Raw genomic sequence first — 25,854 nt, 5'->3', positions numbered from 1 at the left:
GACACTTATCACAATCACATGGAAATCCCGCTTTTCTACTATTTTTTCGGAATTATAATTCCTGCCTTTTTATTTGCAAACATGTCAGTCCTCCTCGTATCCTAATATAAAAATAATGCCGCATTATGCCAGTGCTAATAATACGACATTATCTTTCAATACCCCATATGAAAATTTTATGATTTAATAGACGTCGTTCCATTTGCCGAATATGATCGTCCGTATTAATATTAGAATTACTGCTTACTGCACGACATATTGCATCAATCAATGTAATACAACCGGTATAACAGGGAAAACTTCTATTAGATTTCCCAAAGCTTTTATTATTAAACACATTTACGCTATAATAGGAATTATTCAATATTACTTTTTTTCTCCAGGACATAATTATCATTATCACCGGTTAGCGGATCGCTGCCTATGGTAATCAATGGTATGCTGTTGGTTTGCCATTTTTCATAGATAGCTTTAAAATTCTGTGTTTTGATTAATAAATCCTGCTTATTATCCTCTGAAGTATGTATCGAATCATATGGCAGTTCCTGTGTCTCTAATATTTCTTTCTGGCCCTTCTGATTAAAGGAAAATATTTCAAAATGGTAATTTCCTATGCCATTCCATATCTCAGGTGTATACTGTAGGATATAGTTTTTATGGTCAACAACAGTTAAATAGTACCAACGCCATCCAGCATGGTTATCAGAGGCATGGTCTTTATATATTACAATAGGATTGCCATCTATTATAGCATATATTTCCAATGTGATTTCCAAGGCATCCTGGCTTATAACAAGTAACTCATCATTACCATCATGTGTTAAATCTACCATAAGAGTTCCTGCAATATTCTCTTCGGGATAACGTGATAAAATATCCTCGAAAAAATTATATTGGTTATTTTTCGTGGCAATAAGAAAACACCCTAATCCCAAAAGTATCATACATATAAAAATCAAAATCTCAAACTTTGTTTTTTTCATTTTTCCCTCTTGCTGTGAAGTTCAAAGTTATGTTTAATTTATACTAAATAATTGGTGAAGCCATTATTGATATCATCTACCGTATAGGTTTTAGATTCCCCCGCCTTTTGATCTGCAAAAGAGGTGGATGAATAGGCAGACAAGAGGAATAGTGTCATGCTGCAGAGTACCAGAAATCTTTTTTTCATAGAGTGCTCTCCTTTTCATTGTTTAGTATGTCTCGTTACTTAGTGTGCAGTGCTAGTTATCTACATGGGACATATCCATTGGAATCATCTCCTTTTCAATATTCGTTAATCCTTTTGTTTTCATATGTTATATGAAACAAACTTTCCTATTCACATTCATATGTTACTGCCATATAGCTCTTTGCCACAGAAACCATGTTTTTACGGATTTATTCATCATAGCGACCTCCTTATCCGGGAGGCATCCATCTTAATGGGGCTTTGTTAATTATATTTTTCAGGAACTGATCCAACTCAAAATCTATCGATTTGTCCATGACATATTTTGGTCTGTTCACCGTAATGTTCTCCCCGCAAAAAATAATATTATATTGGTATGTTTCCATTGATATAATGGCTCCTTTGTCCCGACCATTTGGGTGGAGTGATTGAGAATACAGGTTTCTTTTTTCTGTCATTAAACAGGATTGTAAATTCTTCAATCTTTTGCTGACCTGTTATTCTCTTTTTATAAGGTGGGGACACGAGTATGATCCCGGCGATTTTTTCTGCGTTTAAATTATCAAGCCTAGTTATTTTTCCAAAAAATATTACGCCCATGGTTATCAGCACGAAAATGATATATCTTATTTTAATTTTCTCCTTGCCCATACTGCCTCCTGTCTTGGTGCAGTCCGCGTTACTCTTTCCTTTTTTTTGAATTATATTATCAAATTGTACTGTTTTCAATACACTTCTTCATATCTTCATAATTCGTAATATATTGTTTCTATTTTAGTTAATTATCTGTAATTTTTTCTCTTATAAGCATCCAAAAAATTTTCCTTTCAATCCACTCCCGCCATATTTTCTTCAGCGTATCCAATTATCAGCGCAGAACTGCCTCCTCGATTCAATTTTTATTAATTCTTTTTCTTCACTTTCGTTATCGGCAACTCATATCGGGCATCCGGCATATAGGAAACTGCCGATTTTACCGGCGTCACAAACAGACGATCCCGCTGTAATCAGATTTATATCCTTCACCTCCGATTCAATATATCATATTTAGTATAACATTTAATTTTTGTACATAGAAAAGAAGGAAAAGCGGATTATATCAAAGTATCTATTTCTGGGAAAAAACCAATGTAGCGGCGAGCGCTTTCCTAGTTAGTAAAACAAAAGCTGTGTGAGCCCTTATAAACCAGTACTTTGGAGATGGTTCATTTTTCGCTGAAGAAAACTATTTGAAAATTACACTGATGAACGTTGGTGCAATATTCCATCCTACGCCATTACTTCTTAATTTTGCAAGATTCGATGTTCTTTTAGAGAGGAAAAATGGAACATTAACGGTTTACCTACTTGGTGACGACTTTGTGACATATTTACCTATATATGACGACTTTGTGATAACCCGACCTACATATTACGGCTTTGTGATATATTGTACACAAAAAATGTAGATAGTACTTTACACAAAGAAATCAAAAATTGCCGTAAGCACTAGGTTTCTTCATTACGACATTGTGATAAGTTTACCTACATTGACAGCTTTCAAAACAAAAATGCCATAATATATCTATCATTCATTTATTCAGCACACTAAATCTAAATAAAGCAAGCACCTTCTCTCCAGCCGCATTCCAGTCTTTCTAGACCCCTGATGTGCTGTAAAGAAGGTGCTGCACATGATCCGCACAAAAATGTTCATCACAATCATAAAATCAATTTCATACAGATTCACACAGATCAAATTATTTAAAATTACTTTTTCGTCCCCAGAACCAGACAAATCGGTTAATTCCCAGAACTACATTCCATTAATCCAGCAGATTTCTATAATACGGCCAGTTCGCGTTCATCACGCCAATTGTGACATTGTTCGCGGACCCCGTCTCATGGACACACTGGATCTGTCCGTTTGAGGTAAATCCGAGGAACATGATAACATGCGGCGTGGATCCCGTGATTACCACGATATCGCCCGGCTTCAAATCCTGACGTTTTACCTGCCGTCCAAGAGTCCTTAAGCCCTCTGTGCCCTCATACGGCAGATGTGTTCCTGTGACGGACCAGTATACCCAGTTGACCCATCCGGAGCAGTCGAGTCCCTTTAAGATACGTCCCTTGTGGTCCGGGATCGTGACGGAACCGAAATTGTTGCCAGTATAATTCTGGGCGCTGGCCTTTCCACCCCAGTAATACGGAACTTTTCCGACAGACTGAAGGGCGTACCGGATAATATTCTTTCTCGTCTCTGAAGTATCTTTTGGAAGTCTGCTCATGTAGGAGTCAATCTCCGTCGTTGAGAGCGGCGCTCTCGTGCCCTCCACGACTACGTTGAGCCCATATGTCTCTGTCCAGTCCTGGCGGTTGATATGGCTTACAAAGGACATCATTCTGCGGTTCCAGCCTTCCCAGCCGGTTCCGTCCGCGGATACGGACTCCGTCTCTCCCACAGTGTTTCCTGTGTCATCGACACTGTAAAGATTTGAATTTTCGTTGAGTGTGCGGATGGTCGCTGAGATCTTCAGATCGATATGTCCGGGACAGATCAGTGCATGGGATGCAGCCGCCGTATGGACGCTATATCCGTTGGCAGCGCTCTCTTCCACTTCGGCTGCCTGTTCCAGACCACCGGTTTCACTGCCTGCTTCACTTCCTGCCGCCGTTTCCGGCTCTAAAAGGAATGTCTCCGCATTCTGCTCTTCCGCTGCCGCCCGGACAGCATAACCGGAATATTCATGGTCCGCTTCTTCATTGCTGCCGACTCGGATGACCTTCACTGAAGTCTCTTCCGTTCCTTCCGTGGAAGGAGCAGTGGTTTCGCGAACCGTCTCCTCTTTCGTTGTCGGCGCTGCAGTCGTTGAAGCTTCCGCCTCCGGAGATTTCGTGGCTGCCTCGGTCTTATCCTCCACGCGGATGATCGTCGCTTTCTTTGTGGTCTCCTGGATCACGCTCTCAGCCGTCTCAGCCAGGGAATCCAAGGCGCTTGTAGTGGACTCTTTCGTCGCGGCACCTTCTGTATGGTTTGCAGCCGACGGAGGAACTGTCGTTGTTTCAGCCACCATGGACGTATGTGCGGAGGAATCCTGGGCGGAACCTGATGCGGAGGAACCATCACTGTGGCTCTCGCCGTTTACAGAAACCGTATCTCCGGCCTGGTCGATGACCTCATCGCCTGCGTCTGTTCGAATCTCCGTGTCAATATTTCGTCCGGATACAAAGGTATCCTCACCTTCCAGCTCGGAATCTCCCTCTTCCGCAGACGTGTTCGGATCCACGCAGCCGTCGCAGTAATAGACATTTCCAAGGGATGCCTGGTAGGAATGGGACTTCGTCCAGAGGTCATTCACATAGGTGCGGATCGTGTCAAGATCCGTGATCCCGTTATAAAACGCATAAACACTTGCCATGGAAAGAATATCCTGGGCATTTGACACTGCGGACGTGACCTCGCCGTCGCCGTTGTAAAACGTAACCTTGACATTCTTAAAATGCTCCACATACCAGGAAGCCGGATTATTCTTATCCTGAGTCTTCGAGGTCGGGTTATACTGTCCGAGAACAGAGGACGCCTTGCGGCCAAAGGACGGGGCAAGCTTTGCCGGAGCTTTGTTTGCCATGTCATAGATCGCGGCAAACCACTTGGAGTCCTTCTGGATCAATTCCTTCATCAGGATCTCCGCATAGCTGGTCTCCGATCCCTCCTCGTACATGTTCGAAAAGTTTAATTTATATGGAGCCGGTGCATCCGGATCGATCTCCGCTGTAGTCTCATCCGTCGTATTTTCTGTAGGATCCTCGAGAATATCGACGGTCTCCGGCTCATAGATCCGCTCCGTGCTGGTCTCCGCCGGGGCGATCACCGGAATATAGGGAAGCATGGCGGAAAACGCGATACAGGTACATAAAACCATCGCTAAAAGCGGTCTCGCATTCTGCCTGCCTGTCACCCAGTGCATGCAGTCCGCGGCGATCTTCTCCACCTGCTCGCGGATCTTTTCTTTATCAAAAGGTAATTTATGAAAATCTAAATGGTCGTTCAACTTCATTTTCGAGCGTACATCTCCTGCATTATGTAAATATAACGGAGTTAGTATAACATATAGGGGAAGGAAAATTTGTTAAGATTTTTTTAATTTTCCCCATGGAAACAGGCGCGGATTGACTTTCCATCCATTTAATACTATAATCGTAACAAGTTGGCTCGTGCAGTCGCCAGGGGGGGATACAGGAATGTCCCGTAAGCTTGCTTACAGGAAGGTTTCTGCGTCCCTTCTGAACATTAGGAAGGTCCCGCAGGGGACCTCAAGATAGCATGATACCGCGTGAAACATAGTCTAATATTACATAACGAAAAACTGGAGATGAAAATATATGTGTGGAATTATCGGATACTGCGGTCCTTTAGATGCGCAGACAGTACTGCTCAATGGTCTCACCCAGCTTGAGTACCGCGGCTACGACAGCGCGGGAATCGCTTTATTTGACGAGAACTCAAAAATCCACTTTATCAAAAAAGTCGGAAAAGTTGCTGCCCTGCGCAAAGTATGCGAGGAAGATCCCATCGTTTCCCATTGCGGAATCGGCCACACCCGTTGGGCGACCCACGGCGGCGTGACAAGTGAGAATGCCCATCCGCATGTGGCAGGAAAAGTGACGATGATCCATAACGGCATCATCGAGAACTACCATGCCCTGACAGCAAAATACCACCTGGAGGGAAAGCTCCATTCCCAGACAGACACGGAAGTTGCCGCTGCGACCTTAAACGAGATCTACAACGGTGACCCGTTCTCCTCCATCCATGAGTTCTTAAGACAGCTGGAAGGTTCCTACGCCTTCTGTATCATATTTGAGGACCGGCCGGGTGAAATTTATGCAGTGAGAAACGTAAGCCCGCTTGTAGCCGCTTACACAGCTTCCGGAGCCATGATCGCCTCTGACCTGACGGCTCTTCTTCCGTACTCAAAAAAATACTTTGTTGTCCCGGAAGGAAAGCTCGTACAGCTCACTGCCTACCACGCGAGCCTCTACGAGCTTGACGGTACAAAGGTGGAGCCGGAGATCCTCGAGGCATCCTGGAACACGGACGCAGCCATGAAGAACGGCTTCCCGCATTTCATGATGAAGGAGATCCACGAGCAGCCGGAAGTATTAAAAAAGACGATTCTTCCGCGCCTCACAAAAGGTCTCCCGGACCTCTCCGATGAGAAGATCCCGGATGAGCTCTTAAAGCGGATCACAAATATCCGTGTCATCGCCTGTGGAACTGCCATGCATGCGGGAATGGTGGCGAGAGCCCTCATTGAGCCACGCCTCAGAATTCCGGTGACCGTGTCCATCGCCTCTGAGTTCCGCTACGAGGAGCCGCTGATCGATGACTCGACCCTCACCATCGTGATCTCCCAGTCCGGCGAGACCATCGATACCCTGGCGGCACTCCGCCTCGCAAGGGAATGCGGTTCCACTGTAATTTCAGTTGTAAACGTAAAGGGATCCACGATCGCCCGCGAGAGCGACTACGTGATCTATACCCATGGAGGCCCTGAAATCGCCGTGGCGAGCACAAAAGCCTACACGGTACAGATCGCTGCCCTCTATCTTCTCTTCTGCCGTATGGCACTTGTACGCGGCGTATACACGGAGGAACATGCAGAGCAGTTCATGAGTGATCTCTTAAACTGCGCTTCCGCCATGGAGACCATGATCCGCGATGAGAATACAATCAATGAGATCGTCACCCACATCGTGAATTACCCGGATGTGTTCTTTATCGGCCGCGGCATGGACTACGCGTTCTCCTTGGAAGGCGCGTTAAAGTTAAAGGAGATCTCCTACATCCACGCGGAGGCTTACGCAGCAGGTGAATTAAAGCACGGAACCATCGCCCTGATCACAGACCATGTCCCGGTGATCGCCATCGCGACCCAGAAACACATCTTCGCAAAGACCATCTCCAATATCCGTGAGGTGAAGGCGAGAGGTGCTTATGTGGTGCTTCTTGTAACGGAAGATACCGCTGTCGACGAGGGAATCGCCGATGTGATCATCCGGATCCCGAAGGAAGATGATAAATTCACCGTATTCCCGATCGCCGTTGTCCTCCAGCTCATCGCCTACTACGCTTCCGTCCAGAAAGGCCTCGATGTGGATCAGCCGAGAAATCTTGCGAAATCTGTGACGGTGGAATAAAAAAAGCTATCATATTCAACATTATTAGGCCAGTGCCTCAAAGCGCTGGCCCTTTTTACATACGTTGGTATAATTTCAGACAATAAAACAGGGTAGAAAACAGCCTTGATTCTGCTTCCTGCCCCGTCTTCATATCACTTATTTCTTATAACCTTTCTTGATCTCCACAAAATCCTGGATCATCTTCACAACTCCGTCATAACCGATCTTGCTGCTGTTCATGCAGAGATCGTAGCTCTTGGAATCGCCCCAGCGCTTACTGGAATAATAGTTATAGTAACTGGCACGTTTTTTATCGGTCTTGATCATGACATCCTTCGCCTGGGACTCAGAAATCTTATGGCGTTCCATCAAAGTCCTGATCTTCACGTCCTCGTTGGCTGTAATAAATACGGATACCACGTTCGGATAATCAGCCAGCGCGTAGTCAGCACAGCGTCCGATAATTACGCAGGATTCCTTGTCCGCAAGGTTTTTGATCGTATCAAACTGCGCAAGGAAGATCTTGTGGTTGATCGGCATATCCATATATGCAGAGTTCGTATATCCAAGGGAATATGTATCCATTACCAGGGAATATAAGAAACTGCTCGTCGGCTTCTCGTCGTGGGTCTCAAACAGCTCTTTACAGAGACCGCTCTCTTTTGCGGCCAGATTCAGGAGCTCTTTGTCATAACATTTTACACCGAGTTTTTCTGCTAATGCCTGCCCGATATGTCTTCCTCCGCTTCCGCATTCTCTTCCGATCGTAATAATAAGGTTATCACTCATATGCCACAGCTCCTTTCTGTCATCAAGCCTTCTGATAGCTATATTATACAAAAATTGCAGTCAATATGCAAGAGTTATCCCGTAAATTTTCTGAATTTTTGTATCAGTATATGCATAAAGCAGAATAAGTAAGAATGTGCCAAGTCACATTCTCGCGCCGAGCGCGGTCGCTTGCGACAATCCACATCCTCGTGCGAGTGCGCATCATTGGCACGTTTCGAGGATTTTTTTATTACACAAAAAAGCCGGGAAAAATTATCCCGGCAATTTTCTCAAAAGCTCCTCAAAATATTCCGGCAACAGTGCCGAAAACTCCATATACTCCCCCGTCCGCGGATGCACGAACCCTAAAATCCCTGCGTGCAGCGTCTGCCCCTGAAGCTTATACGGGCATTTCGCCGGACCATAAACGGCATCACCCAAGAGCGGATGTCCAATGCTTGCCATATGAACGCGGATCTGGTGCGTTCTACCCGTCTCCAGGCGGCACTCGATATGGGTGAAATCCTTAAACCGTGTGAGCACCTTGTAATGGGTCACTGCGGATTTTCCGTTGTTATAATTGACTGCCATCTTCTTCCGGTCCTTTGGGCTTCTCCCGATAGGTTCGTCGATCACTCCCTCATCGTCCTTCAGGGCTCCGTGAACGATCGCCTGATAACGGCGGGTGATGGAATGCTCCTTGAGCTGTGCCGCTATGGAATTGTGGGCGAGATCATTCTTGCATGCAATGATGACGCCAGTGGTGTCCATATCGATCCTGTGGACGATTCCCGGGCGCAGAACTCCGTTGATCCCGGAGAGGTCTTCCTTACAGTGAAACATCAGCGCATTCACCAATGTCCCCGTATAATGTCCAGCAGCCGGATGAACCACCATCCCCTTCGGCTTATTTACAAGGATCACATCATGGTCCTCATATAAAATATCCAGTGGAATATCCTCCGGCACGATCTCCGGCTCCACAGCCTCCGGCACCTCGAAGGAGATCAGATCCCCCTCAGCCACCTTATAGCTTGCCTTCACCGGGCGTCCGCCTACCATAACTTCCCCTGATTTTAAAAGCTTCTGAAGGAAGGAGCGTGAAAGATTCTCATACTGTTCCGCAAGGAACTTATCGATCCGGTCTCCCGCCGTCTCCTCCGTCACAAAATATTCTTCTCTCACTGGTTATTCTCCTTTTTTCGATGAAAGGAAGGAAAGCTCATCTTCCTTATAGAAAAAGCCGATGAGAAGGATCAGAAGTCCGGCCGCGCAGACTACATAACAGTCTGCCACATTAAAGATCGGGAAATCGATGAGGCTGAAGTAGAAGAAATCCACCACAAATCCTCTCACCGCACGGTCGATCAGGTTTCCGACCGCGCCGGAAAGAAGAAGGACCATGGAAATATAGAGCGGCAGATACCGGTTCCCGGAAGGAAGCTTTGCCACAAAAACAAGGACCGCGATCACAACAGCCGCAGCAACCAGGAAGAAAAACCACTGTTTTCCCTGAAGAATTCCAAAGGCAGCGCCCCTGTTTTCCGAGTACAGAAGCTCAAAGACTCCCTTGATCAGCACAAGCGGCCCATTGACCCGCAGCGTGTTATAAGCCATACTCTTCGCCCACTGGTCCAGAGCGATGAGCAGGGCGGAACATACGGCAAGAACACCGTAGCGTTTTCCGATGGTATTCATAAAAACTCCTATCTGAAAATAGTTGCCAGGGCGCGCTCCATCTCATCCTTCGTGACGGTGCGGTCGATATAGGCATGACCCACACGGTCTAAAAGAATAAACTTGATAACGCCGGCTTCCATCTTCTTATCATTTTTTGTCGCAGCGATGACTTCCTCCGGATCAAGGCCGGAAACGGATATCGGGATAGCGAAGTACTCCATCAGTGCCTTGTACACGCTGATCTCATCCTGTTTTACAAGTCCGCGCTCTTTGCAGATATTCATGGCAGCCAGGGCACCGACAGCGACACAGTGGCCGTGAAGCATCGTAAAGTTCTTTAATTTCTCGATGGCATGGCCTAAGGTGTGGCCAAAATTTAATGTCGCGCGCTCATTCTGCTCTGTTGGATCGATCTCAACGACCTCCCGCTTGATGAAATCACTTCCCTGGATCAGAAGCTTTAAGGTGTCCGCATCTTTTGCGAGGATCTTCTCCTTGTTTGTCTTGATCCAGTCAAAATACTCCTTATCGCGGATCAGGCCGTGCTTGATGACCTCTCCCATACCGCCGGAGAACTGATCGTCCGGAAGTGTGCGAAGTACGGACACATTCGTGTATACAAGCTTCGGCATGTGGAAAGCGCCTACCATATTTTTGTAGGAATCAAAGTCTACACCGGTCTTTCCGCCTATTCCGGAGTCCACCTGGGACAACAGTGTTGTCGGGATCTGGACAAAATCCACGCCGCGGAGATAGGTTGCAGCCACAAATCCGCAGAGGTCTCCCGTGACACCGCCACCTAAAGCCACAAGAAGATCCTTTCTGTCATAATGGTTTAAGATCAGGTGCTCGTAAGCGCCCTGGACTGTCTTCAGGTTCTTATTCTCTTCTCCTGCCGGGAACACGTAGGATGTGACCTCACGGCAGCAACCGGAAAGGATCTTTGTCACTTCATCAAGATACAAGTCAGCCACGTTGGAATCCGCGATGATGCAGATCTTTTTCTTCTCAGTGCCCAGCGCGGAGATCTCCTTTGCAAGGGCGTCAAAAGAATCTTCCAGTACGATATCATAAATGGTCTTCCCGTCGAGATGGACAGGGATCCGGTTTACATGTTCTGTGATCATAAGGCTAACCTCCTATTTATAGCGGTACACCACGACAGATGTCCGCCCCTTTTTCGTAAGATTTCCTGGCTCGCCAAACCGGAATTTGCCGATGCCGCGGATCGATAAGATCTCTCCGCCCCGAAGATTCAGCGATACATTCGTGCAGACAGCCCCGTTGACAGAGACCTTCTCGTCTTCGATATATGATGCTGCCCTCGTCCTGGAAAGTCTTCCGCAAAGCGCGATAACAGAATCCAGGCGGACGGAACTCACTGTTCCTGAAATTTCCTCCATCTCTGGCTCCGGAAGCTCAGAAAAATCTGCCGTGATCTCCGTGACAACAGAGGTGTGCCGGATCATCGTGAGATTCTCCGCAAGATATCTGCTCATCTTTTCCATGACAAACGCCCAGGCATTTCCATCCTGCAGGACGATGTCCCCGATCATGGCCCTCTCGATTCCGAGATTCATGATCGCCCCGAGATAGTCTCTGTGGGTCAGCTTCTCCGCGAAGCGCCTGTTTGCGGGAACGATCTTTAAACACACGAAGGGCGGCGCGTAAAGTTCCTCCTCATAGGACGCCAGAAAGCACAAAACCTTTCTTTCAGACATCGGAAAGCCGCCGGAAAGTACGAACTTCACCGGCGGCAGTGTAGCCGACATATTCTGGAAGACAGTCTGTTCTGCGAGCGTCAGAAAATCTGTGTGAAGCGGGATATCGCGGGAGTAAGCGTTTTCTGCCAGTTCCTGGATCCGCTTCCTAAAAAGCTGTTCTTCCTTTTCCATATGGATCCTTAATTAAAGATGGATGTTGAGTCCGGATACGTCTAAGTTTCCTCCGGTAAGAAGATCCTGGAAGTCACCGGACAGCTCAACGGACTGCGGGGTTGCGATAAAAATGTAGTTGGAAATTTTCTGGAGATTTCCGTTCATGGAATATGTGGATCCGGATGTGAAATCGATGATCCGCTGTGCGGTCTCGGTGTGGATTCCCTCCATATTAAGGACTACTGCCTTTCCGGCAAGCAAATAATCGCAGATCTCCTTTGCGTCATCTAAGGAGGTCGGTTTAATTAAGGAAACTTCCATTCCGCTTCCGCGGCGCATCGGAACAACCTTATTGCTGTTGGTGGTGCGGGGTAAAAATCTTGGCTTCTCCTCCTCATAATCATCTAAATCATCAGCTGTCTGCTTCTTGAAAAGGTTCTTTCTCGCCGGCTTTTCATCCTCATAATCGTCATCTAAGAAGTAATCGTCATCTTCATCGTCGTTCAGACGCATCGTATCCATAATCTTGCCTAAAAAGCTCATATCTAGTTCTCTCCAATCTATCTGGAACCAAAGATTCCGGTTCCTACTCTAATCATGGTTGCACCCTCCTCAACGGCTACCTCGAAGTCGCCGGTCATACCCATGGACAGCACACTCATAGTACCATTATCAATGTTTTTATTTTTGATGTCAACATATAATTGATATAATTCTTTAAAATATTTTCGATTTTCTTCTGCATTTTCGACATTTGGTGCAATGGTCATCATTCCCTTTACGCAGACATGGGGAAATGCCTGGATCTCCTTTAAATTCGGAATTACGTCCTCTAAGAACATGCCGAATTTGCTCTCCTCTCTCGCCACATTGACCTCAAGGAGCACATTGGCGATCATATCGCGCTTTGCGGCTTCCTTCTCGATCTTCTCTGCCAGGTGGACGCTGTCACAGGAGTGGATCAGGACCACTTTGTCGATGACTTGTCCGACCTTGTTTGTCTGGAGATGACCGATCATGTGGAATTTCGCGTCCTCCGGGATCTGTGGGCGCTTCTCCGTGATCTCCTGTACCTTATTCTCGCCGTAGTCGCGCTCTCCCGCCTCATAGGCCTCCATCAACATGGAGACCGGCTTCGTCTTGCTGACGGAGATCAGGGTGACCTCCTTCGGATCTCTTCCCGCGCGAAGGCAGGCTGCGTTCATGCGTTCTCTTACGTTCTTTATATTCTCTGCAACTGACATGATAAAAACCTCCTACTGATAGATGATCATTCCGTTTCCGGTCACGGCGTTGGCGTCCAGGACGATGTGGTCGTAGACGGACAGACCATAATCGGTGCCCTTTTTGATGGTGTAATACTCATCATTCGAAGAAAGGATCTCAATCCTTCTGAATACCGCGTATCCACGGTTGATATTGTAGACGCCCTGTACCGTCTGGGTCATTCCGATCTGGTAACGCTCTTCGGAATCGTCCTTTGTAAGGAAATCCCCGGCTTTCAGTTCACTGTTCTCCCCGGCATCCACGTAATAGTATTCATCATCCGCGTAGTAGATCGTGCACGGAGTGATGACGCCCACCGTCTTTCCATCCGCGTAGGTCTCCTTGCGGAAGCCGCTTTGGGAGACGGAGGAGGAATCGGAAGAATCCTTCTTTGCGCTCACGTAATAATCCTTCGGGATCACATAGAAAGTCACATCGGTGACGGAGCTTCTCGGGATCTTGAGTCCCCGGACTTCATCGGTCACGATCTCAAAATCCACATACCGGTCGGAAACAAACTGTTCCATATATTTAGAAAAATCGAGTTTTCCGTATGTCTTTCCATCTCCGCCTGTCACTGTGGAGAACGCGCCGGAGGTCTCAAGATCCCTGCCGTTAAACTTCACGGCGAGGGAAGTCTTTCCATTATAAGTGGTAAGCTCCTGCTCCGACATCGGGAACACGATGGACCAGTCCTCGGAGGTGATGATCTTGTAGGCCGGTGCCCCGGTCTCCACGAGCTGTCCTGAGCGCACGCTGGATTTCTTGTAGGAACTCTTGTCAAACATATCCGCTGTCACCTGGTTCGGTGTCAGTGTCTCCATGGAATCCACCGAGTAGGACACAATGCCGGACTGATCCGCCCGCACCTGGGTGAAATTTCCGCCCAGTTCAGAGACTGCGCTGTCGAGATTTTTTAAGGTATCAACGCTCACATACTCCAGGACTTCCGCATCCAGGGTGTTTTTCGTATCATAGACCTCCCGGAAATCTTCGTTCGTGAATGTCTGGCTAAAGCTGGACAGCTGCTTTTTTAAGGAAGCGAGGTTTTCCTTTGAGAGGGCTACAGACCCGTCCGTTTTTTCCGCGAGCAGGGCGGAAAGCGTTCCCGTCTCATCAATGGAATAGACTCTCGTACCGACAGCTGCCCTTTTCCCCTCTCTCAGATAAAAGTTGATATTTCCGGCACGGTCCGTGTATTTCGGCTCCTCTGTCCGGAAAATGATTCCGGTGTGCCTCGTATCGTTTACGATACTTCCCTCCACAACTTCATAAAACTCCACCTTGTCCCTGCGAAGGTAGGTATAGAGATAAAATGCCATATATAAGAAAATAAGGGCAAAAATGATCATGCCCACATTGATATTCAGGGGCCGGCGATAACGAACGACTTTCTTGTTCTTTTTCTTCGCCAATTGATAAACCTCCCAACGGTCATATTCCGTAATATGATACCATCATTCGGAAAAAAGTGCAAGCAGACAGACAAAAAACAGAAAAAAAGCCGGTCCCCGGAAAATTCCGAAGACCGGCGAAAATCTGAAATTTCAGCACCTGGTTAAACGAGCAGAGGATTATTTCTCCTCCTCCTTTTTAACCTCGACCGGACGGTTTACACGGCCAGCGATCTCAGCCTTGATGTTTGCGATAAATACGTTGAGATCTTCAGCGCCCTCGTCGCCTTTGAAGCGGCTTCTTACGGATACAGTTCCATCGGCCTGCTCCTTCTGGCCGACAACTAACATGTACGGGATCTTCTGACCCTGTGCCTCACGGATCTTGTAGCCGATCTTCTCAGAACGAAGGTCGATCTCAGCACGGATGTCAGCTGCGTCAAGAGCTGCCTTGACAGATTTTGCGTACTCCTCGTACTTCTCGGAAATCGGGAGGACCTTAACCTGAACCGGTGAAAGCCATGTCGGGAATGCGCCGGCAAAGTGCTCGATCAGGATACCGATGAAACGCTCAATGGAGCCAAAGCATACGCGGTGGATCATGATCGGTCTGTGCTTCTCACCGTCAGCGCCGATGTACTCGAGCTCGAAACGCTGCGGAAGCTGGAAGTCAAGCTGGATCGTACCGCACTGCCATGTTCTGCCGATCGCGTCTACCAGATGGAAGTCGATCTTCGGACCGTAGAATGCGCCGTCTCCTTCGTTGATCACATAGTCAAGTCCAAGGTCGTCTAATGCGCCCTGTAAGGAGTTTGTTGCAAGCTCCCAGTCCTCGTCGCTTCCCATGGAGTCTTCCGGTCTTGTGGAAAGCTCTACATGATATTTGAATCCGAACAGGGAATATACCTGGTTGATCAGACCTGCTACGTTCTTGATCTCATCACGGATCTGCTCCGGAGTCATGAAGATATGGGCATCATCCTGTGTGAAGCAGCGTACACGCATGAGTCCGTGAAGCTGACCGGATTTCTCATGGCGGTGAACGATACCGAGCTCACCCATACGGAGCGGAAGGTCACGGTAGGAACGCGGCTCGGAAGCGTAAACAAGAACGCCGCCCGGGCAGTTCATCGGTTTGATGGCGTAATCTTCGCCGTCGATGACGGTTGTATACATGTTGTTTTTATAGTGATCCCAGTGACCGGATGTCTCCCAGAGGCTTCTGTTTAAGATGATCGGTGTGGAGATTTCTACATAACCTGCTTTTTTGTGGATCTCGCGCCAGTAGTCAAGGAGTGTGTTCTTTAAGATCATTCCCTTTGGAAGGAAGAACGGGAATCCTGGGCCTGCATCGCTCATCATGAAGAGACCGAGCTCTTTGCCGAGCTTTCTGTGGTCACGCTTCTTCGCCTCTTCCATCATGGTAACGTAAGCGTCTAAGTCCTCTTTTTTCGCAAAGGCTGTTGCGTAGATACGGGTCAGCATCTTGTTCTTCTCGCTTCCGCGCCAGTAAGCGCCTGCGATGTTCATGAGCTTGAATGCCTTGCCGACTTCCTTTGTATTCATGAGGTGCGGACCTGCACAGAGGTCGGTGAACTCACCCTGCTTGTAGAAGCTGATGATGGAATCTTCCGGAAGATCCTCAATGAGCTCTACCTTGTACGGCTCGTTCTTCTCTTTCATAAGGGCGATCGCCTCTGCTCTCGGAAGCTCAAAACGCTCTAACGGGAGAGCTTCCTTGATGATCTTCTTCATCTCAGCCTCGATCTTTGCGAGGTCGTCGGATGTTACCGGCTCATCACGGTCGATATCGTAGTAGAAACCGTCAGCGATGGACGGACCGATGGCAAGCTTTGTCTCCGGCCAGATTCGCTTGATCGCCTGAGCCATTACATGGCTTGCTGTGTGGCGGAGTGCTGCAAGTCCTTCCGGATCCTTTGCTGTGAAGATATTTAAAGTGCAGTCCTTGTCAACGACAGTGCGCAGATCCTTTACTTCTCCGTCGATCTCTGCGACACAGGCCATTCTTGCAAGACCTTCGCTGATGTCTTTTGCGATGTCGATGACAGCCATCGGCTGTGCATACTCTTTAAAAGAGCCGTCTTTTAATGTTACTTTCATGTTCATTCTCCTTTTTCTCTTGGAAAAATTTCGTGCAGCCGAGATATTTTACAGCTGCTTTTTCTCAGTGAAAATCTCACGCGAGCCGTGGCTTGTAATACCGCGTTTTCAGTTTCCTGTGTGAACACAGTCTCTGTTTTGTCACTCGCGCAAACAAGTGAAAACACGCTTCGCGAGTTTCCCCTTGTTATCGCGGCAGTCGCCAAGGTCTCGCGCAAGCGCGGACTTTGGCTCGTTGTTCGCGTAAATAAAAAAGTCCCTTGATTATGCGTTTTCACATAATCAAGGGACGAGATTACCCGTGGTTCCACCCTGCTTGTATAGAATTTCTATACCACTTCATTTGATGATAACGGAATCACCGTTCCCGATTAAGGGACACTCCAGGGTGGTCTTCAGCTCGTTCCGTGCAGGATAACTCTCACCAAATGTATCCCTCTCTGAGCAGTTTCCGAACGTACTCTTCCTGTCAACGTGTTGTTTTTTCACTTGTCATTTAGTATATCACCGGAATCAGATTTGTCAAGATGAATTTGCCGTAATTTTCCGAGTTCCGTTCCGATCCGGAGAAGTTCCCGGTTTTTTTTATTCATAGTTCCGAAGACGTTTAACGGGCAGAAAACGGCCTCACAGGACTCTAGCACTTTCTTCGCCCTAAGAAACGCCTGCTCTCCCACCGGTTCGAAGGCCGCTTCCCGGATCACTTCTGCTGCCAGCACTCTCGCTGTCTGGTACTCCATATCGTTTTCATGGATCACGCCCGCCGCAAAGGGGATCCCCGCCCGGTTTAAGGCATGGTACACAGGAATCCCGCTCCCCATGCCGCCGATGACAAAGACCCCCGGCGCTCCGTCTGTTCTCGGGAGTTCCGGAAATCCAAGGGACGTCAGATAGCTCCCGTGTTCGATTCCGTAGAGCTTTGCGATATAGTCTCCCTCAAACACCTCCTGGGGCGTCCCTGTTCTCCCGATGGTCCCGTTTTCCGCGCAGAGCACATAGTCAGAGATCCTCTCCGCAAGATCCAGCTCGTGAAGCGACATGAGGACTGCCACATTGCGCTCATGGACCAGGTTCTTCAAGATATCGAGAAGCTCCAGTTTGTGCCGGATATCGAGAAAGGATGTGGGCTCGTCGAGAACGAGAAGCTCCGGTTCCTGGCAGATCGCCCGGGCTAAGAGGATCCGCTGTTTCTGTCCGTCGCTGGTGTTCTGGAACAGGACATCCGCAAGGCTTTCGCACCGGACCATTTCGAGGGCATCCATGACCTTTTTCTTGTCTTCTTTGGACAGGATCCCGAACCGCCCGGTATACGGATATCTTCCTGCTGCCGCCACGTCAAAACACGTCATAAGCTCCGGATCCGGCCGACCCGTCATGACCACCGCGGTCTTTTTCGCAAAATCAGGATCCGAGTAATCCTCCAGGGCTGTGCCGTCAAGAAATACACTTCCGCCTAATGGGGAAAGTTCCCGGATGATGCTCTTTAAGATCGTGGATTTTCCAGCCCCGTTCGGTCCGATCAGCGTGACGATGGATCCGCGGCGGATGTTCATGGAGATGTCGGACAGGATCGGTTTTCCGCGGTATCCGACGGTTAAATTGTCTGCTGTCAGGTAGTTCTGCATGGGCTCTCCTTTCAGACTATTCCTATCAACGTTTCACTCTTTTTATCATCATGGCAATCACCACCGGCGCTCCGAACACCGCCGTCACAGAACTGATGGAAAGTTCTGTCGGTGAAAACAACGTTCTCGCCAGCAGATCGCTGAACAGGCAGAATACTGCACCGCCAAGGAAACATCCCGGGATCACAACGATGGGCTTCGCGGTCTTAAACAGCTGTTTGATCATATGGGGCACCGCGATCCCCACGAAGGAGACGGGGCCCGCAAAGGCTGTCACTGTAGCGGAAAGAATGCTGGATAACAGGATCAGCTCGATCCGGAACCGTTTGATATTGACACCCATGTTTCTCGCGTAGACCTCCCCCAGCTGATAGGCGCCCATGGCTTTTGAGAGCAGCATGGAACAAAAGAAAGCTGCTGCGGTCACAAGGAGACAGATCTTTACCCCGTCCATGGAGATGCCGGAAAAGCTGCCCATGGACCAGTTGTGGAGGTTCACGATATTGGAGTCATCGGCGAAGGTTACGATAAAATCCGTTGCCGCCGAACAGATATATCCGATCATGATCCCGCTTACCACTAACATGGACATCTGAGGAAGCTTTTTTGAGACCGCCAGCACGAAGCCCATGGAGGCCATGGCACCGAGAAAAGCCGCACCGATCATGACCCAGGAATTCATGATGAGTCCCTGTCCGAGAAACAGGATCATGAAGATCGAAACGGCGAGCTTCGCGCCGGAAGAGATTCCAAGGACGAAGGGGCCGGCGATGGGATTCGAGAAAAATGTCTGCAGCAGAAAGCCCGACACCGATAACGCCCCGCCGAGGATCAACGCCGCCAGCATTCTGGGGAGGCGGATATCAAAGAGAATATGACGGGTCATATCAGTCCCCTCTTTTCCACCCAGGGCCGCGAGAATATCTGCTGCCGATACGCGCACGCTGCCGACGGCCAGGCTCAGAAAGCTTAAGGCTGCAAGCAGGACAAATAACAGCAGGTAGGCCCGGACGATCCGCTTAGACTGGGTTGACATAGGCGTTCTTCCCCCTTTCATTTATAATTTGTAACTATTCAGTACCTTCATAGTTACGTGCAAAAATCCATTCCAGATCAGCTTCGCTGATGGGATTTTTGCCTTCCAGCCTATGTTTTCTTACGGTCAGCGCAGCAAGTGCGCAGACCTACTGAACAGTTACTATAATTTAAACTTTTTCGTGTTCTCATCAGCAGGTGTGAATTCAACGCAGTGACGATCCCGTGCTGTTGATCAGCTGTCACCTGCGTGTCACTTCAGTTGATGAAGATATGTAAAGCTATATTCGGTATCGTCGGCAAACACCGCGTTCATATCCCGGATCATATCCCCCAGGCCCATGGTCTCCTGGAACATGTTCTTCCCGGTACACCAGACATTGCCCTCTCTCACTGCCTTGAAATCCGCAAAAAGCTGATTCTTTGCGCAAAGCTCATCGATCGCGGTGAGTTCCCCGTCAATGGTACTGTTGTAGATCAGCACATCCGCATCCTTCGCGGCGGTATAGAAGGACTCAAAATCCATGTTCATCGTTGAAAGTGCGTTCTCATCAGAACCGGCATTCCCGGGAATGTAAGTTCCGCCTGCCAGGGCGATCATTTTTGCGATATAGTCCCCATTCTTCCTGACATTGACGCTGCCGGAATTCGTCACATAGAAAAAAGCGGCCGTCTTTCCGGATGGTTCCATGTCGAGAACATCGGACAGAGCGTCCATATTTTCGCGAAATATCTGTTCCGCCTCAGCCTCTTTTCCCGTCAGGACACCGTAGAGCCGGATCCACTCCATTCTTCCCAGGGGATGGCCCTCATAGCTGGACCGCTCCACGAGAACCGGGATCCCAAGGCGTTCCAACTGTTCTTTTACCTCGGGAGTATGGTAGATCATGGTGGACTCCACGGCGAGACCGCAGTCACTGCTTAAGATCTTCTCGTAGTCCGGAGCGCTGTACTTTCCTGCATAGGCAATTTTTCCCTCTTCCATTGCCGTTCTTGCTTCCGGCAGATACCATCCGGTGTCCTTTGTGCCGGAGAGCGCAATCAAATCCATTGCGTCCAGGTGAATGAAATCATCCATAGCGGATGTCGCCACAAGATAGATATTTTTTACCGGTTTCTGGAGGATTTTGATGGAATCCGGCAGTCCGACCGGCGCGGACATCCCTTCCGGCAGAAGAAGGAACTGGTCTGTATCCCCGATGGTGATGAGCGAGATGTCATTCTCATAATAATCCACGGAAAACTGATCCGCATAGAGAAGATCCATGGAACTTACCGGGGACATATTGTTCCAGCTGCGGGAAACTGTAGCAGCTGTCTCCGTTTTTGGGGCTGCCTCAGTGCTGCTGCCCGCTTCGTTTTGCCGGCTGTCTGCCGCAGCGGTCTGTTCCCCAGAGCCACCGGCAGAGCTTCCCTCTGCGTCTTTCCCGGTGCACCCAGCACATAGCATGACTACACTCAAAAGAATCACGGTGAGGCATCTGACATACCGCCTGTACCTCTTATCTGTCTCCCGCCTTCTGCGGAATAAATGAATTCTGTTCTTGTCCATACCGTGTTATTGTTTCTGCTCTTCCAGCGTGCTGGAATCAAAGGTCAGCGTGTATTCGATCTCATGCGGAGTGCTCATGGCCGTCGTGTCGGCGTAAACAGTCAGCGGGCTGTCAAAACCAGTCACCGTGATCACAAAGGTGGAATTTCCCTCCGTATTGACCGGAAGAAACTTCTCCTCGTCCACCCGCATATAGTCGTAGTTGGAGCTGCTCCAGATGATCGTCGCTTCTGCCTTTCCGTCCTTTACCTCGACCACCGCCGGGGATTCCACAGACGCACGGCCGGACCCGCCGGTCAGAGCGGCTTCTACAGTATAGGTTCCATCTGCGAGACCGAGATCTTCCACAGTCTTTAAGGATGTATTGAGAAACGCATCTGCCGGAATTCCCGATGCCTCAAAGACGAGTTCTCTGTCATACCATTTCTCTTTCTTCTTGCTGAACGCGGTGCACGGAAGCACCTCATTTAATGTCTCCACCGGGACCGTAAAGCTGTGGGTCCCATCAGAATTCTCTTCAAAGGAGATCAGGTCTGATTCCGGAACCTTCGATGCCTCCTCGCCGGTTCCCATGTAGACATAGAGATATCCGGTTCCGCCCATGGTCATTCGCGCGGTCATCGCGCCTTCCTTGACGGTCAGGGCACAGGATATGATCTTAAACATGGAGGAACTGGACTCTACGGAAATATCGTAAGTTCCCTCTTTCAGGTCCGCTGCGGATACCGGAACGAGGCCCACGGTGTCAATCGTCTGTTCCGCAGCGGTCTCATTGCCGGAGGCAACGGCGGCTTTTGATTCAACGGCAGCAGTCGTCTCCACCGTAGTTTCAGCCTTGGTTTCTGCAGCAGAGGCAGATGTTGTCTCAGCCGTGCCGGACTGTCCGCATGCTGTGGACAGGGCGCAGACCGCCGCGAGCGCAAATGTAAACTGTTTCAATTTATGCATAAAATTTTTCTCTCCCTTCAAATTATCAGTGCAGTGCCTGTTATCAGCATTCTGGCTGCTTCAGATAAGTCAGCATCACTACATTCCTGTATCAGAAAAAGGCGGTCGAATCATCGACCGCCCATAGTGAGCTATCTTATTTTGCGAGACTGTCAATGGCAGCCTGGGCATGCTGCACAAAGAGCTGCTGGATCGGCTCGAGTTCACCGAGTCCTCTTACAAGGCAGGTAACCTCATAACCTGCAGCCTTAAACTGGCTCTTCCAGGAATCGTCATCGTCACCGGCCATATCGTTGTTCGCATGGTCACCAGCTACGATCATAAGCGGCTCTAAAACGACCTTCTTGTAGGAGCCCTCTTTTACCTGTGCAATAACATCCTCACAGGACGGAGTTGCCTCAACAGTACCTACATAGTAGTTGTCAAAGCCCTCTTCCTTTAACATATCCTGCATTTTCTGGTAAACAGCGTTGGAATCGGCCTCTGTGCCGTGCCCCATGAAGCAGATCGCTGTCTCGCCGTCATCATACTCCTTTGTTGCGTCTGTGATCGCGGAGATCACAGCCTTGAAATCATCGTCGGAAGTTAAAAGCGGCTCGCCGACAGCAACATGCTCGAAGGCATCGGAGTTTTCTGCTAACTCATTTACAAGATCTGTGTACTCAAGACCATTCATAAGGTGGGTCGGCTGTACAACAAGATTCTTGACACCGTTGTCGATGGCACGGTTTAAAGCCTCTGCCACGTTATCGATCGCAACATTGTCTCTTTTCTTTACATGGTCAATGATGATCTGGCTAGTGAAGCCTCTTCTGACGGAATAGTCCGGGAATGCGGTCTCGATGGCGTTCTCGATGGCGCCGACCGTCAGTCTGCGGCTGTCATTATAGCTTGTACCAAAGCTTACTACGAGAAGCTCATTCTCGCCGATCTCATCCTGATTTCTTGTGTTATCCATGGAAGCATCTCCTGTATCGTAATTCTCTTCGTCCTCTTCTTCAGCCTCTGTCGCTTCTGCTGTAGTTTCCTCCGCGGTTGTCTCTGCGACTGTAGTAGTCTCTGCAGCAGTTGTTGCTGCTGTCTGACTTCCGGAGCATCCGGAAAGGATTGCCATGGATACGGCTGCCGCTGTCATAACGGCATAAAGGTTTGCTTTTCTCATTTACTCTTCTCCTCGCTTGAAAAATGAATTTTCAGGTCCCAGCCTGGTTCTTTTTTCTCCCAGCAGACATCCGGCAGGTTTCCTGGCTCATCCATCATCGCACATGAGACGCCTTCCCGGCAGAAACTGCCAGTGACTGTCCGTTTGTGACGGACAATGCTCATGTACTCCGGATCTACAGTGACGGGCTCGCACAGGCTTTTGACCTGTTTCCCTTTTAACTCTCATGACGCCTGGGCATATGGATAAAACAACAGCCCGGTGGTTCATGACAGCACCGCATGTATATGGACCTGTAACGATTATCATAACATCCCCGCAATAAAAAAGCAATCGGATATCACGGAAAAACCTTGAAACCCAAGGAGTATTTCCGTAATACCTGACTGCTGATGTGCTAAAGCACGGTCTGATACCTTTAGTGCGCCTTCCGGTTAATAAACTCCGCCTTCGTCTTGGAGTATGTAAACTTCTGTCCGCTGTAGAGACCATAATATCCCGACAGCGTAAAGCTGATGGCGACCGCCACCGCAAAGTACGGCATTGCCTCAAAGCCAAATAGCTCGAATCCCAGGAACATGGTCGCGATCGGGCAGTTTGTGACACCGACAAAGGTAGCGAGCATTCCTGCTGCCGCACAGAGGGACGGTTCGAAGCCTGTGAGCAGTCCGAAGGTGCATCCGAAGGAAGATCCCACCGCCAGTGTTGGAACAATCTCTCCGCCTTTAAATCCGCCGCCCAGGGCGACTGCCGTGAAGATCATTTTCAACAAAAATCCAAGATATGCTGATTCCCCGTCAACCGCTTTCTCTACAAGGTTGAATCCGGCTCCGCAGTAATCCCGTCCGAAGATAAGTGCCAGCGCGATGGAAAGTCCTGCCGCAACAAGGATCCGCACATAGACATTCCCGATCTTATTCTTATAGAGATGCTGGGTCTCATGGAGCAGGATGCAGAAGCAGACACTTAAAAGAGCGCAGGTAAGACCAAGACCAACGGTGTAGAGCGCCGGAACAAGAGAAAACTCCGGAATATGAAGGATCAGGAAGGATTCGCCGTGAAGACCGAGAGCCCCTGAAATCTGCGCCCCGATAAAGGAAGCAAATACGCAGGGAACGAGAGCCGCGTAGTAGGCGACACCAATGCTGATGACCTCAATTCCGAACATGGCTGCCGCAAGCGGCGTCCCGAAGATCGCACCAAAGCAGCCGCTCATGCCGCTCATGATCATGACTTTCTTATCTCTCTCATCCATATGGAACACATCGCCGAAATAATTTCCGATGCATCCGCCGATCTGTAAGGCCGCTCCCTCTTTTCCGGCGGAAGCACCTACAGCCTGGCTTAAGATCGTCGAGATAAAGATACAGGGCAGCGTTGCCATCGGGATCCGCTCGTCCGAGGAGATGGACTCTAAGATCAGGTTCGTTCCCCTGTTTCCGAGCTCATGGAACATCTGGTGAAGCAGGACGATCAGGACGCCGGCCACAGGCATCAGGTACAGCATAAAGCTGTGGGTCTTAAACAGCCGCTGGGCATAGATGACCCCGTATCCAAACGCCGTTCCGATAAGGCCACAGACGGTTCCCATCACGATGGAGATCGCGGTCCAACGGATAAAATACAGGATATTCTTATGAAGCGCTGTCTTAGTTTCGCTTCTGTACATACATTTTCCCCTTTATTAAGTAACAAATTGCCAGATATCCAGGCATATCTTGCCCGGGTCTGCCTGGACATCTGGCAATAAATGAATATTACATATAGATTCCGTTCGTCTTAGTGATCACCGGGCAGTAGCCTGCTGCCTCTAAAGCCTTGATGATCTGATCCTTATGCTCGGTTCCGAAGGACTCGAGAGTGATCGTGAGCTCTACGCCTGCGGTACGGTTTACGTTGGCAAATACGTTGTGCTCCAGCTTGATCACGTTGCCCTGCTCCTTTGCAATCAGTGAGGAAACAGCTGCCAGCTGACCCGGCTTATCCGGAAGCATAACGCTTACGGTGAAGATACGGTCTCTCTGCATCAGTCCATTCTGGACAACGGTAGCCATGGTGAGAACGTCCATGTTTCCACCGCTCAATACGGATACGACTTTCTTACCCTTAAAGTCAAGATGCTTTAAGGCCGCTACAGTTAAAAGTCCGGAGTTCTCGACGATCATCTTGTGATTCTCGGCCATATCGAGGAAGGATAGTGTCAGTTCAGAGTCGTCCACGGTGATCACATGATCCACGTTTGCCTGAAGGTACGGGAACAGCTTGTCACCAGGTGTCTGTACCGCGGTACCGTCGGCGATGGTATTGATCTTTGATACCGTTGTCACCTCTCCTGCCTCTAAGGATGCCTTTAAGCAGGCAGCTCCTGCCGGTTCAACGGCGATGACCTTGATCTTCGGGTTTAAGAGCTTTGCCAGGGTGGAAACGCCTGTGCAGAGTCCGCCGCCGCCAACCGGAACGAGGATATAGTCTACGGTCGGGAGCTCCTTGATGATCTCCATGGCGATGCTGCCCTGACCGGTAGCCACCTCTAAGTCATTGAACGGGTGAACAAAGGTATATCCGTGCTCATCAGCGAGCTCATAAGCGTGGGCGCATGCCTCATCGAAGACATTTCCGTAAAGGACAACTTCAGCACCGTAGGATTTCGTGCGGTTTACCTTGATGAGCGGTGTGGATACCGGCATAACGACTGTCGCCTTAACGCCTGCAAGCTTTGCGGCGTAAGCGACGCCCTGTGCATGGTTTCCGGCAGATGCTGTGATCAGACCGCGGGAGCGCTCTTCCGGTGTGAGCTGGCTGATCTTATAGTAAGCGCCGCGTACCTTGTAAGCACCGGTACGCTGCATGTTCTCCGGTTTAAAATAGATCTTGTTTCCGTAACGCTCAGAGAAATATTCGCTGTAGATCAGCTTTGTCTCCTGTGTCACTTTCTTTACGATCTCGGAAGCTTCTTCAAATTTTTCGAGGCTGAGTTCCTGCATTTCCATTTGTATTCTCCTTATTGTTACAGCTTACGCTGTCATTTACTGTATAATGCCGTGGACAGCCGCGTCTGACGCAGGCATCTGACAGGGCATATTTTTC

At 49.0% G+C, this 25,854-nt stretch carries 21 protein-coding genes, 1 riboswitch and 1 other annotated feature; of the genes, 1 reads left to right on the top strand and 20 read right to left on the bottom strand.

What is annotated here, in order from left to right; translation table 11 throughout:
• Positions 1 to 356: 356 nt before the first annotated feature.
• From DWY93_RS03965 to DWY93_RS03955, 4 genes are all read right to left on the bottom strand, one after another.
• Positions 357 to 983 carry a hypothetical protein gene (locus DWY93_RS03965; protein ID WP_117470261.1) on the bottom strand — a complete coding sequence of 209 codons (627 nt, stop codon included), beginning with the start codon at positions 981 to 983 and terminating at the stop codon, positions 357 to 359.
• Between the two features lie 38 nt (positions 984 to 1,021).
• Positions 1,022 to 1,171 (bottom strand): hypothetical protein, encoded by a 150-nt coding sequence (locus DWY93_RS17075; RefSeq protein ID WP_158553069.1) that lies wholly within the window; start codon positions 1,169 to 1,171, stop codon positions 1,022 to 1,024.
• A 366-nt stretch (positions 1,172 to 1,537) separates the two neighbouring features.
• Positions 1,538 to 1,822 carry a hypothetical protein gene (locus tag DWY93_RS03960; RefSeq protein ID WP_117470262.1) on the bottom strand — a complete coding sequence of 95 codons (285 nt, stop codon included), beginning with the start codon at positions 1,820 to 1,822 and terminating at the stop codon, positions 1,538 to 1,540.
• Positions 1,823 to 2,976: 1,154 nt separating this feature from the next.
• Positions 2,977 to 5,211 carry an NlpC/P60 family protein gene (locus tag DWY93_RS03955; RefSeq protein WP_117470263.1) on the bottom strand — a complete coding sequence of 745 codons (2,235 nt, stop codon included), beginning with the start codon at positions 5,209 to 5,211 and terminating at the stop codon, positions 2,977 to 2,979.
• 325 nt (positions 5,212 to 5,536) lie between these two features.
• Here DWY93_RS03955 and glmS point away from each other — a divergent pair, with 325 nt between their 5' ends.
• Positions 5,537 to 7,354 (top strand): glutamine--fructose-6-phosphate transaminase (isomerizing), encoded by a 1,818-nt coding sequence (glmS, locus tag DWY93_RS03950; RefSeq protein ID WP_117470264.1) that lies wholly within the window; start codon positions 5,537 to 5,539, stop codon positions 7,352 to 7,354.
• A 138-nt stretch (positions 7,355 to 7,492) separates the two neighbouring features.
• On the opposite strand, the gene DWY93_RS03945 is transcribed toward glmS, so the two are convergent.
• The 16 genes from DWY93_RS03945 to ilvA all read right to left on the bottom strand — a co-directional run bounded on the left by DWY93_RS03945 (position 7,493) and on the right by ilvA (position 25,751).
• Positions 7,493 to 8,125, bottom strand: a complete 633-nt coding sequence (locus tag DWY93_RS03945; RefSeq protein WP_015554533.1) for a cytidylate kinase-like family protein — start codon at positions 8,123 to 8,125, stop codon at positions 7,493 to 7,495.
• A gap of 255 nt (positions 8,126 to 8,380) precedes the next feature.
• Positions 8,381 to 9,292 (bottom strand): RluA family pseudouridine synthase, encoded by a 912-nt coding sequence (locus DWY93_RS03940; protein WP_117470265.1) that lies wholly within the window; start codon positions 9,290 to 9,292, stop codon positions 8,381 to 8,383.
• 3 nt (positions 9,293 to 9,295) lie between these two features.
• On the bottom strand, positions 9,296 to 9,805 hold the full coding sequence (gene lspA, locus DWY93_RS03935) for a signal peptidase II (protein ID WP_015554532.1): 510 nt from the start codon (positions 9,803 to 9,805) through the stop codon (positions 9,296 to 9,298).
• 8 nt (positions 9,806 to 9,813) lie between these two features.
• Positions 9,814 to 10,914, bottom strand: a complete 1,101-nt coding sequence (gene aroB / locus DWY93_RS03930) for a 3-dehydroquinate synthase (RefSeq protein ID WP_117470266.1) — start codon at positions 10,912 to 10,914, stop codon at positions 9,814 to 9,816.
• Between the two features lie 12 nt (positions 10,915 to 10,926).
• Positions 10,927 to 11,682, bottom strand: a complete 756-nt coding sequence (locus DWY93_RS03925; RefSeq protein ID WP_117470267.1) for a YlmH/Sll1252 family protein — start codon at positions 11,680 to 11,682, stop codon at positions 10,927 to 10,929.
• Between the two features lie 12 nt (positions 11,683 to 11,694).
• Positions 11,695 to 12,207, bottom strand: a complete 513-nt coding sequence (locus tag DWY93_RS03920; RefSeq protein WP_117470268.1) for a cell division protein SepF — start codon at positions 12,205 to 12,207, stop codon at positions 11,695 to 11,697.
• 17 nt (positions 12,208 to 12,224) lie between these two features.
• Positions 12,225 to 12,908, bottom strand: a complete 684-nt coding sequence (locus tag DWY93_RS03915; RefSeq protein ID WP_015554528.1) for a YggS family pyridoxal phosphate-dependent enzyme — start codon at positions 12,906 to 12,908, stop codon at positions 12,225 to 12,227.
• A 12-nt stretch (positions 12,909 to 12,920) separates the two neighbouring features.
• Positions 12,921 to 14,345, bottom strand: coding sequence for an HlyD family efflux transporter periplasmic adaptor subunit (locus DWY93_RS03910; protein WP_117470269.1), 1,425 nt, complete (start codon positions 14,343 to 14,345; stop codon positions 12,921 to 12,923).
• Positions 14,346 to 14,504: 159 nt separating this feature from the next.
• Positions 14,505 to 16,445: a threonine--tRNA ligase gene (gene thrS / locus DWY93_RS03905; RefSeq protein ID WP_181968486.1), complete on the bottom strand. Its 1,941-nt coding sequence runs from the start codon at positions 16,443 to 16,445 to the stop codon at positions 14,505 to 14,507.
• A 282-nt stretch (positions 16,446 to 16,727) separates the two neighbouring features.
• Positions 16,728 to 16,927 (bottom strand) — a binding site (T-box leader).
• 3 nt (positions 16,928 to 16,930) lie between these two features.
• Positions 16,931 to 18,070, bottom strand: coding sequence for an ABC transporter ATP-binding protein (locus DWY93_RS03900; RefSeq protein WP_117470271.1), 1,140 nt, complete (start codon positions 18,068 to 18,070; stop codon positions 16,931 to 16,933).
• A 25-nt stretch (positions 18,071 to 18,095) separates the two neighbouring features.
• On the bottom strand, positions 18,096 to 19,106 hold the full coding sequence (locus DWY93_RS03895) for an iron ABC transporter permease (RefSeq protein ID WP_117470272.1): 1,011 nt from the start codon (positions 19,104 to 19,106) through the stop codon (positions 18,096 to 18,098).
• Between the two features lie 252 nt (positions 19,107 to 19,358).
• Positions 19,359 to 20,657, bottom strand: coding sequence for an ABC transporter substrate-binding protein (locus DWY93_RS03890; RefSeq protein WP_117470273.1), 1,299 nt, complete (start codon positions 20,655 to 20,657; stop codon positions 19,359 to 19,361).
• A 6-nt stretch (positions 20,658 to 20,663) separates the two neighbouring features.
• The gene (locus tag DWY93_RS03885) at positions 20,664 to 21,605 is read right to left on the bottom strand and encodes a hypothetical protein (RefSeq protein ID WP_117470274.1); all 942 of its coding nucleotides are present in this window, start codon (positions 21,603 to 21,605) and stop codon (positions 20,664 to 20,666) included.
• 136 nt (positions 21,606 to 21,741) lie between these two features.
• Positions 21,742 to 22,767, bottom strand: coding sequence for a sirohydrochlorin cobaltochelatase (locus DWY93_RS03880; protein ID WP_117470275.1), 1,026 nt, complete (start codon positions 22,765 to 22,767; stop codon positions 21,742 to 21,744).
• A gap of 54 nt (positions 22,768 to 22,821) precedes the next feature.
• A riboswitch (cobalamin riboswitch) is annotated at positions 22,822 to 23,019 on the bottom strand.
• A 166-nt stretch (positions 23,020 to 23,185) separates the two neighbouring features.
• A complete protein-coding gene (locus tag DWY93_RS03875) occupies positions 23,186 to 24,436 on the bottom strand; it encodes a chloride channel protein (protein ID WP_117470276.1) in 1,251 nt (416 codons plus the stop codon).
• An 88-nt stretch (positions 24,437 to 24,524) separates the two neighbouring features.
• Complete coding sequence (gene ilvA / locus DWY93_RS03870) at positions 24,525 to 25,751, bottom strand: threonine ammonia-lyase (protein WP_117470315.1); 1,227 nt, start codon at positions 25,749 to 25,751, stop codon at positions 24,525 to 24,527.
• Positions 25,752 to 25,854 lie beyond the last annotated feature (103 nt).

The sequence above is a fragment of the Clostridium sp. AF28-12 genome, from assembly GCF_003435225.1.
Classification (GTDB): domain Bacteria; phylum Bacillota; class Clostridia; order Lachnospirales; family Lachnospiraceae; genus Pilosibacter; species Pilosibacter fragilis.
The sequence above is the reverse complement of the archived record's forward strand: the minus strand, read 5'-3'. Positions and strand labels throughout refer to the sequence as shown.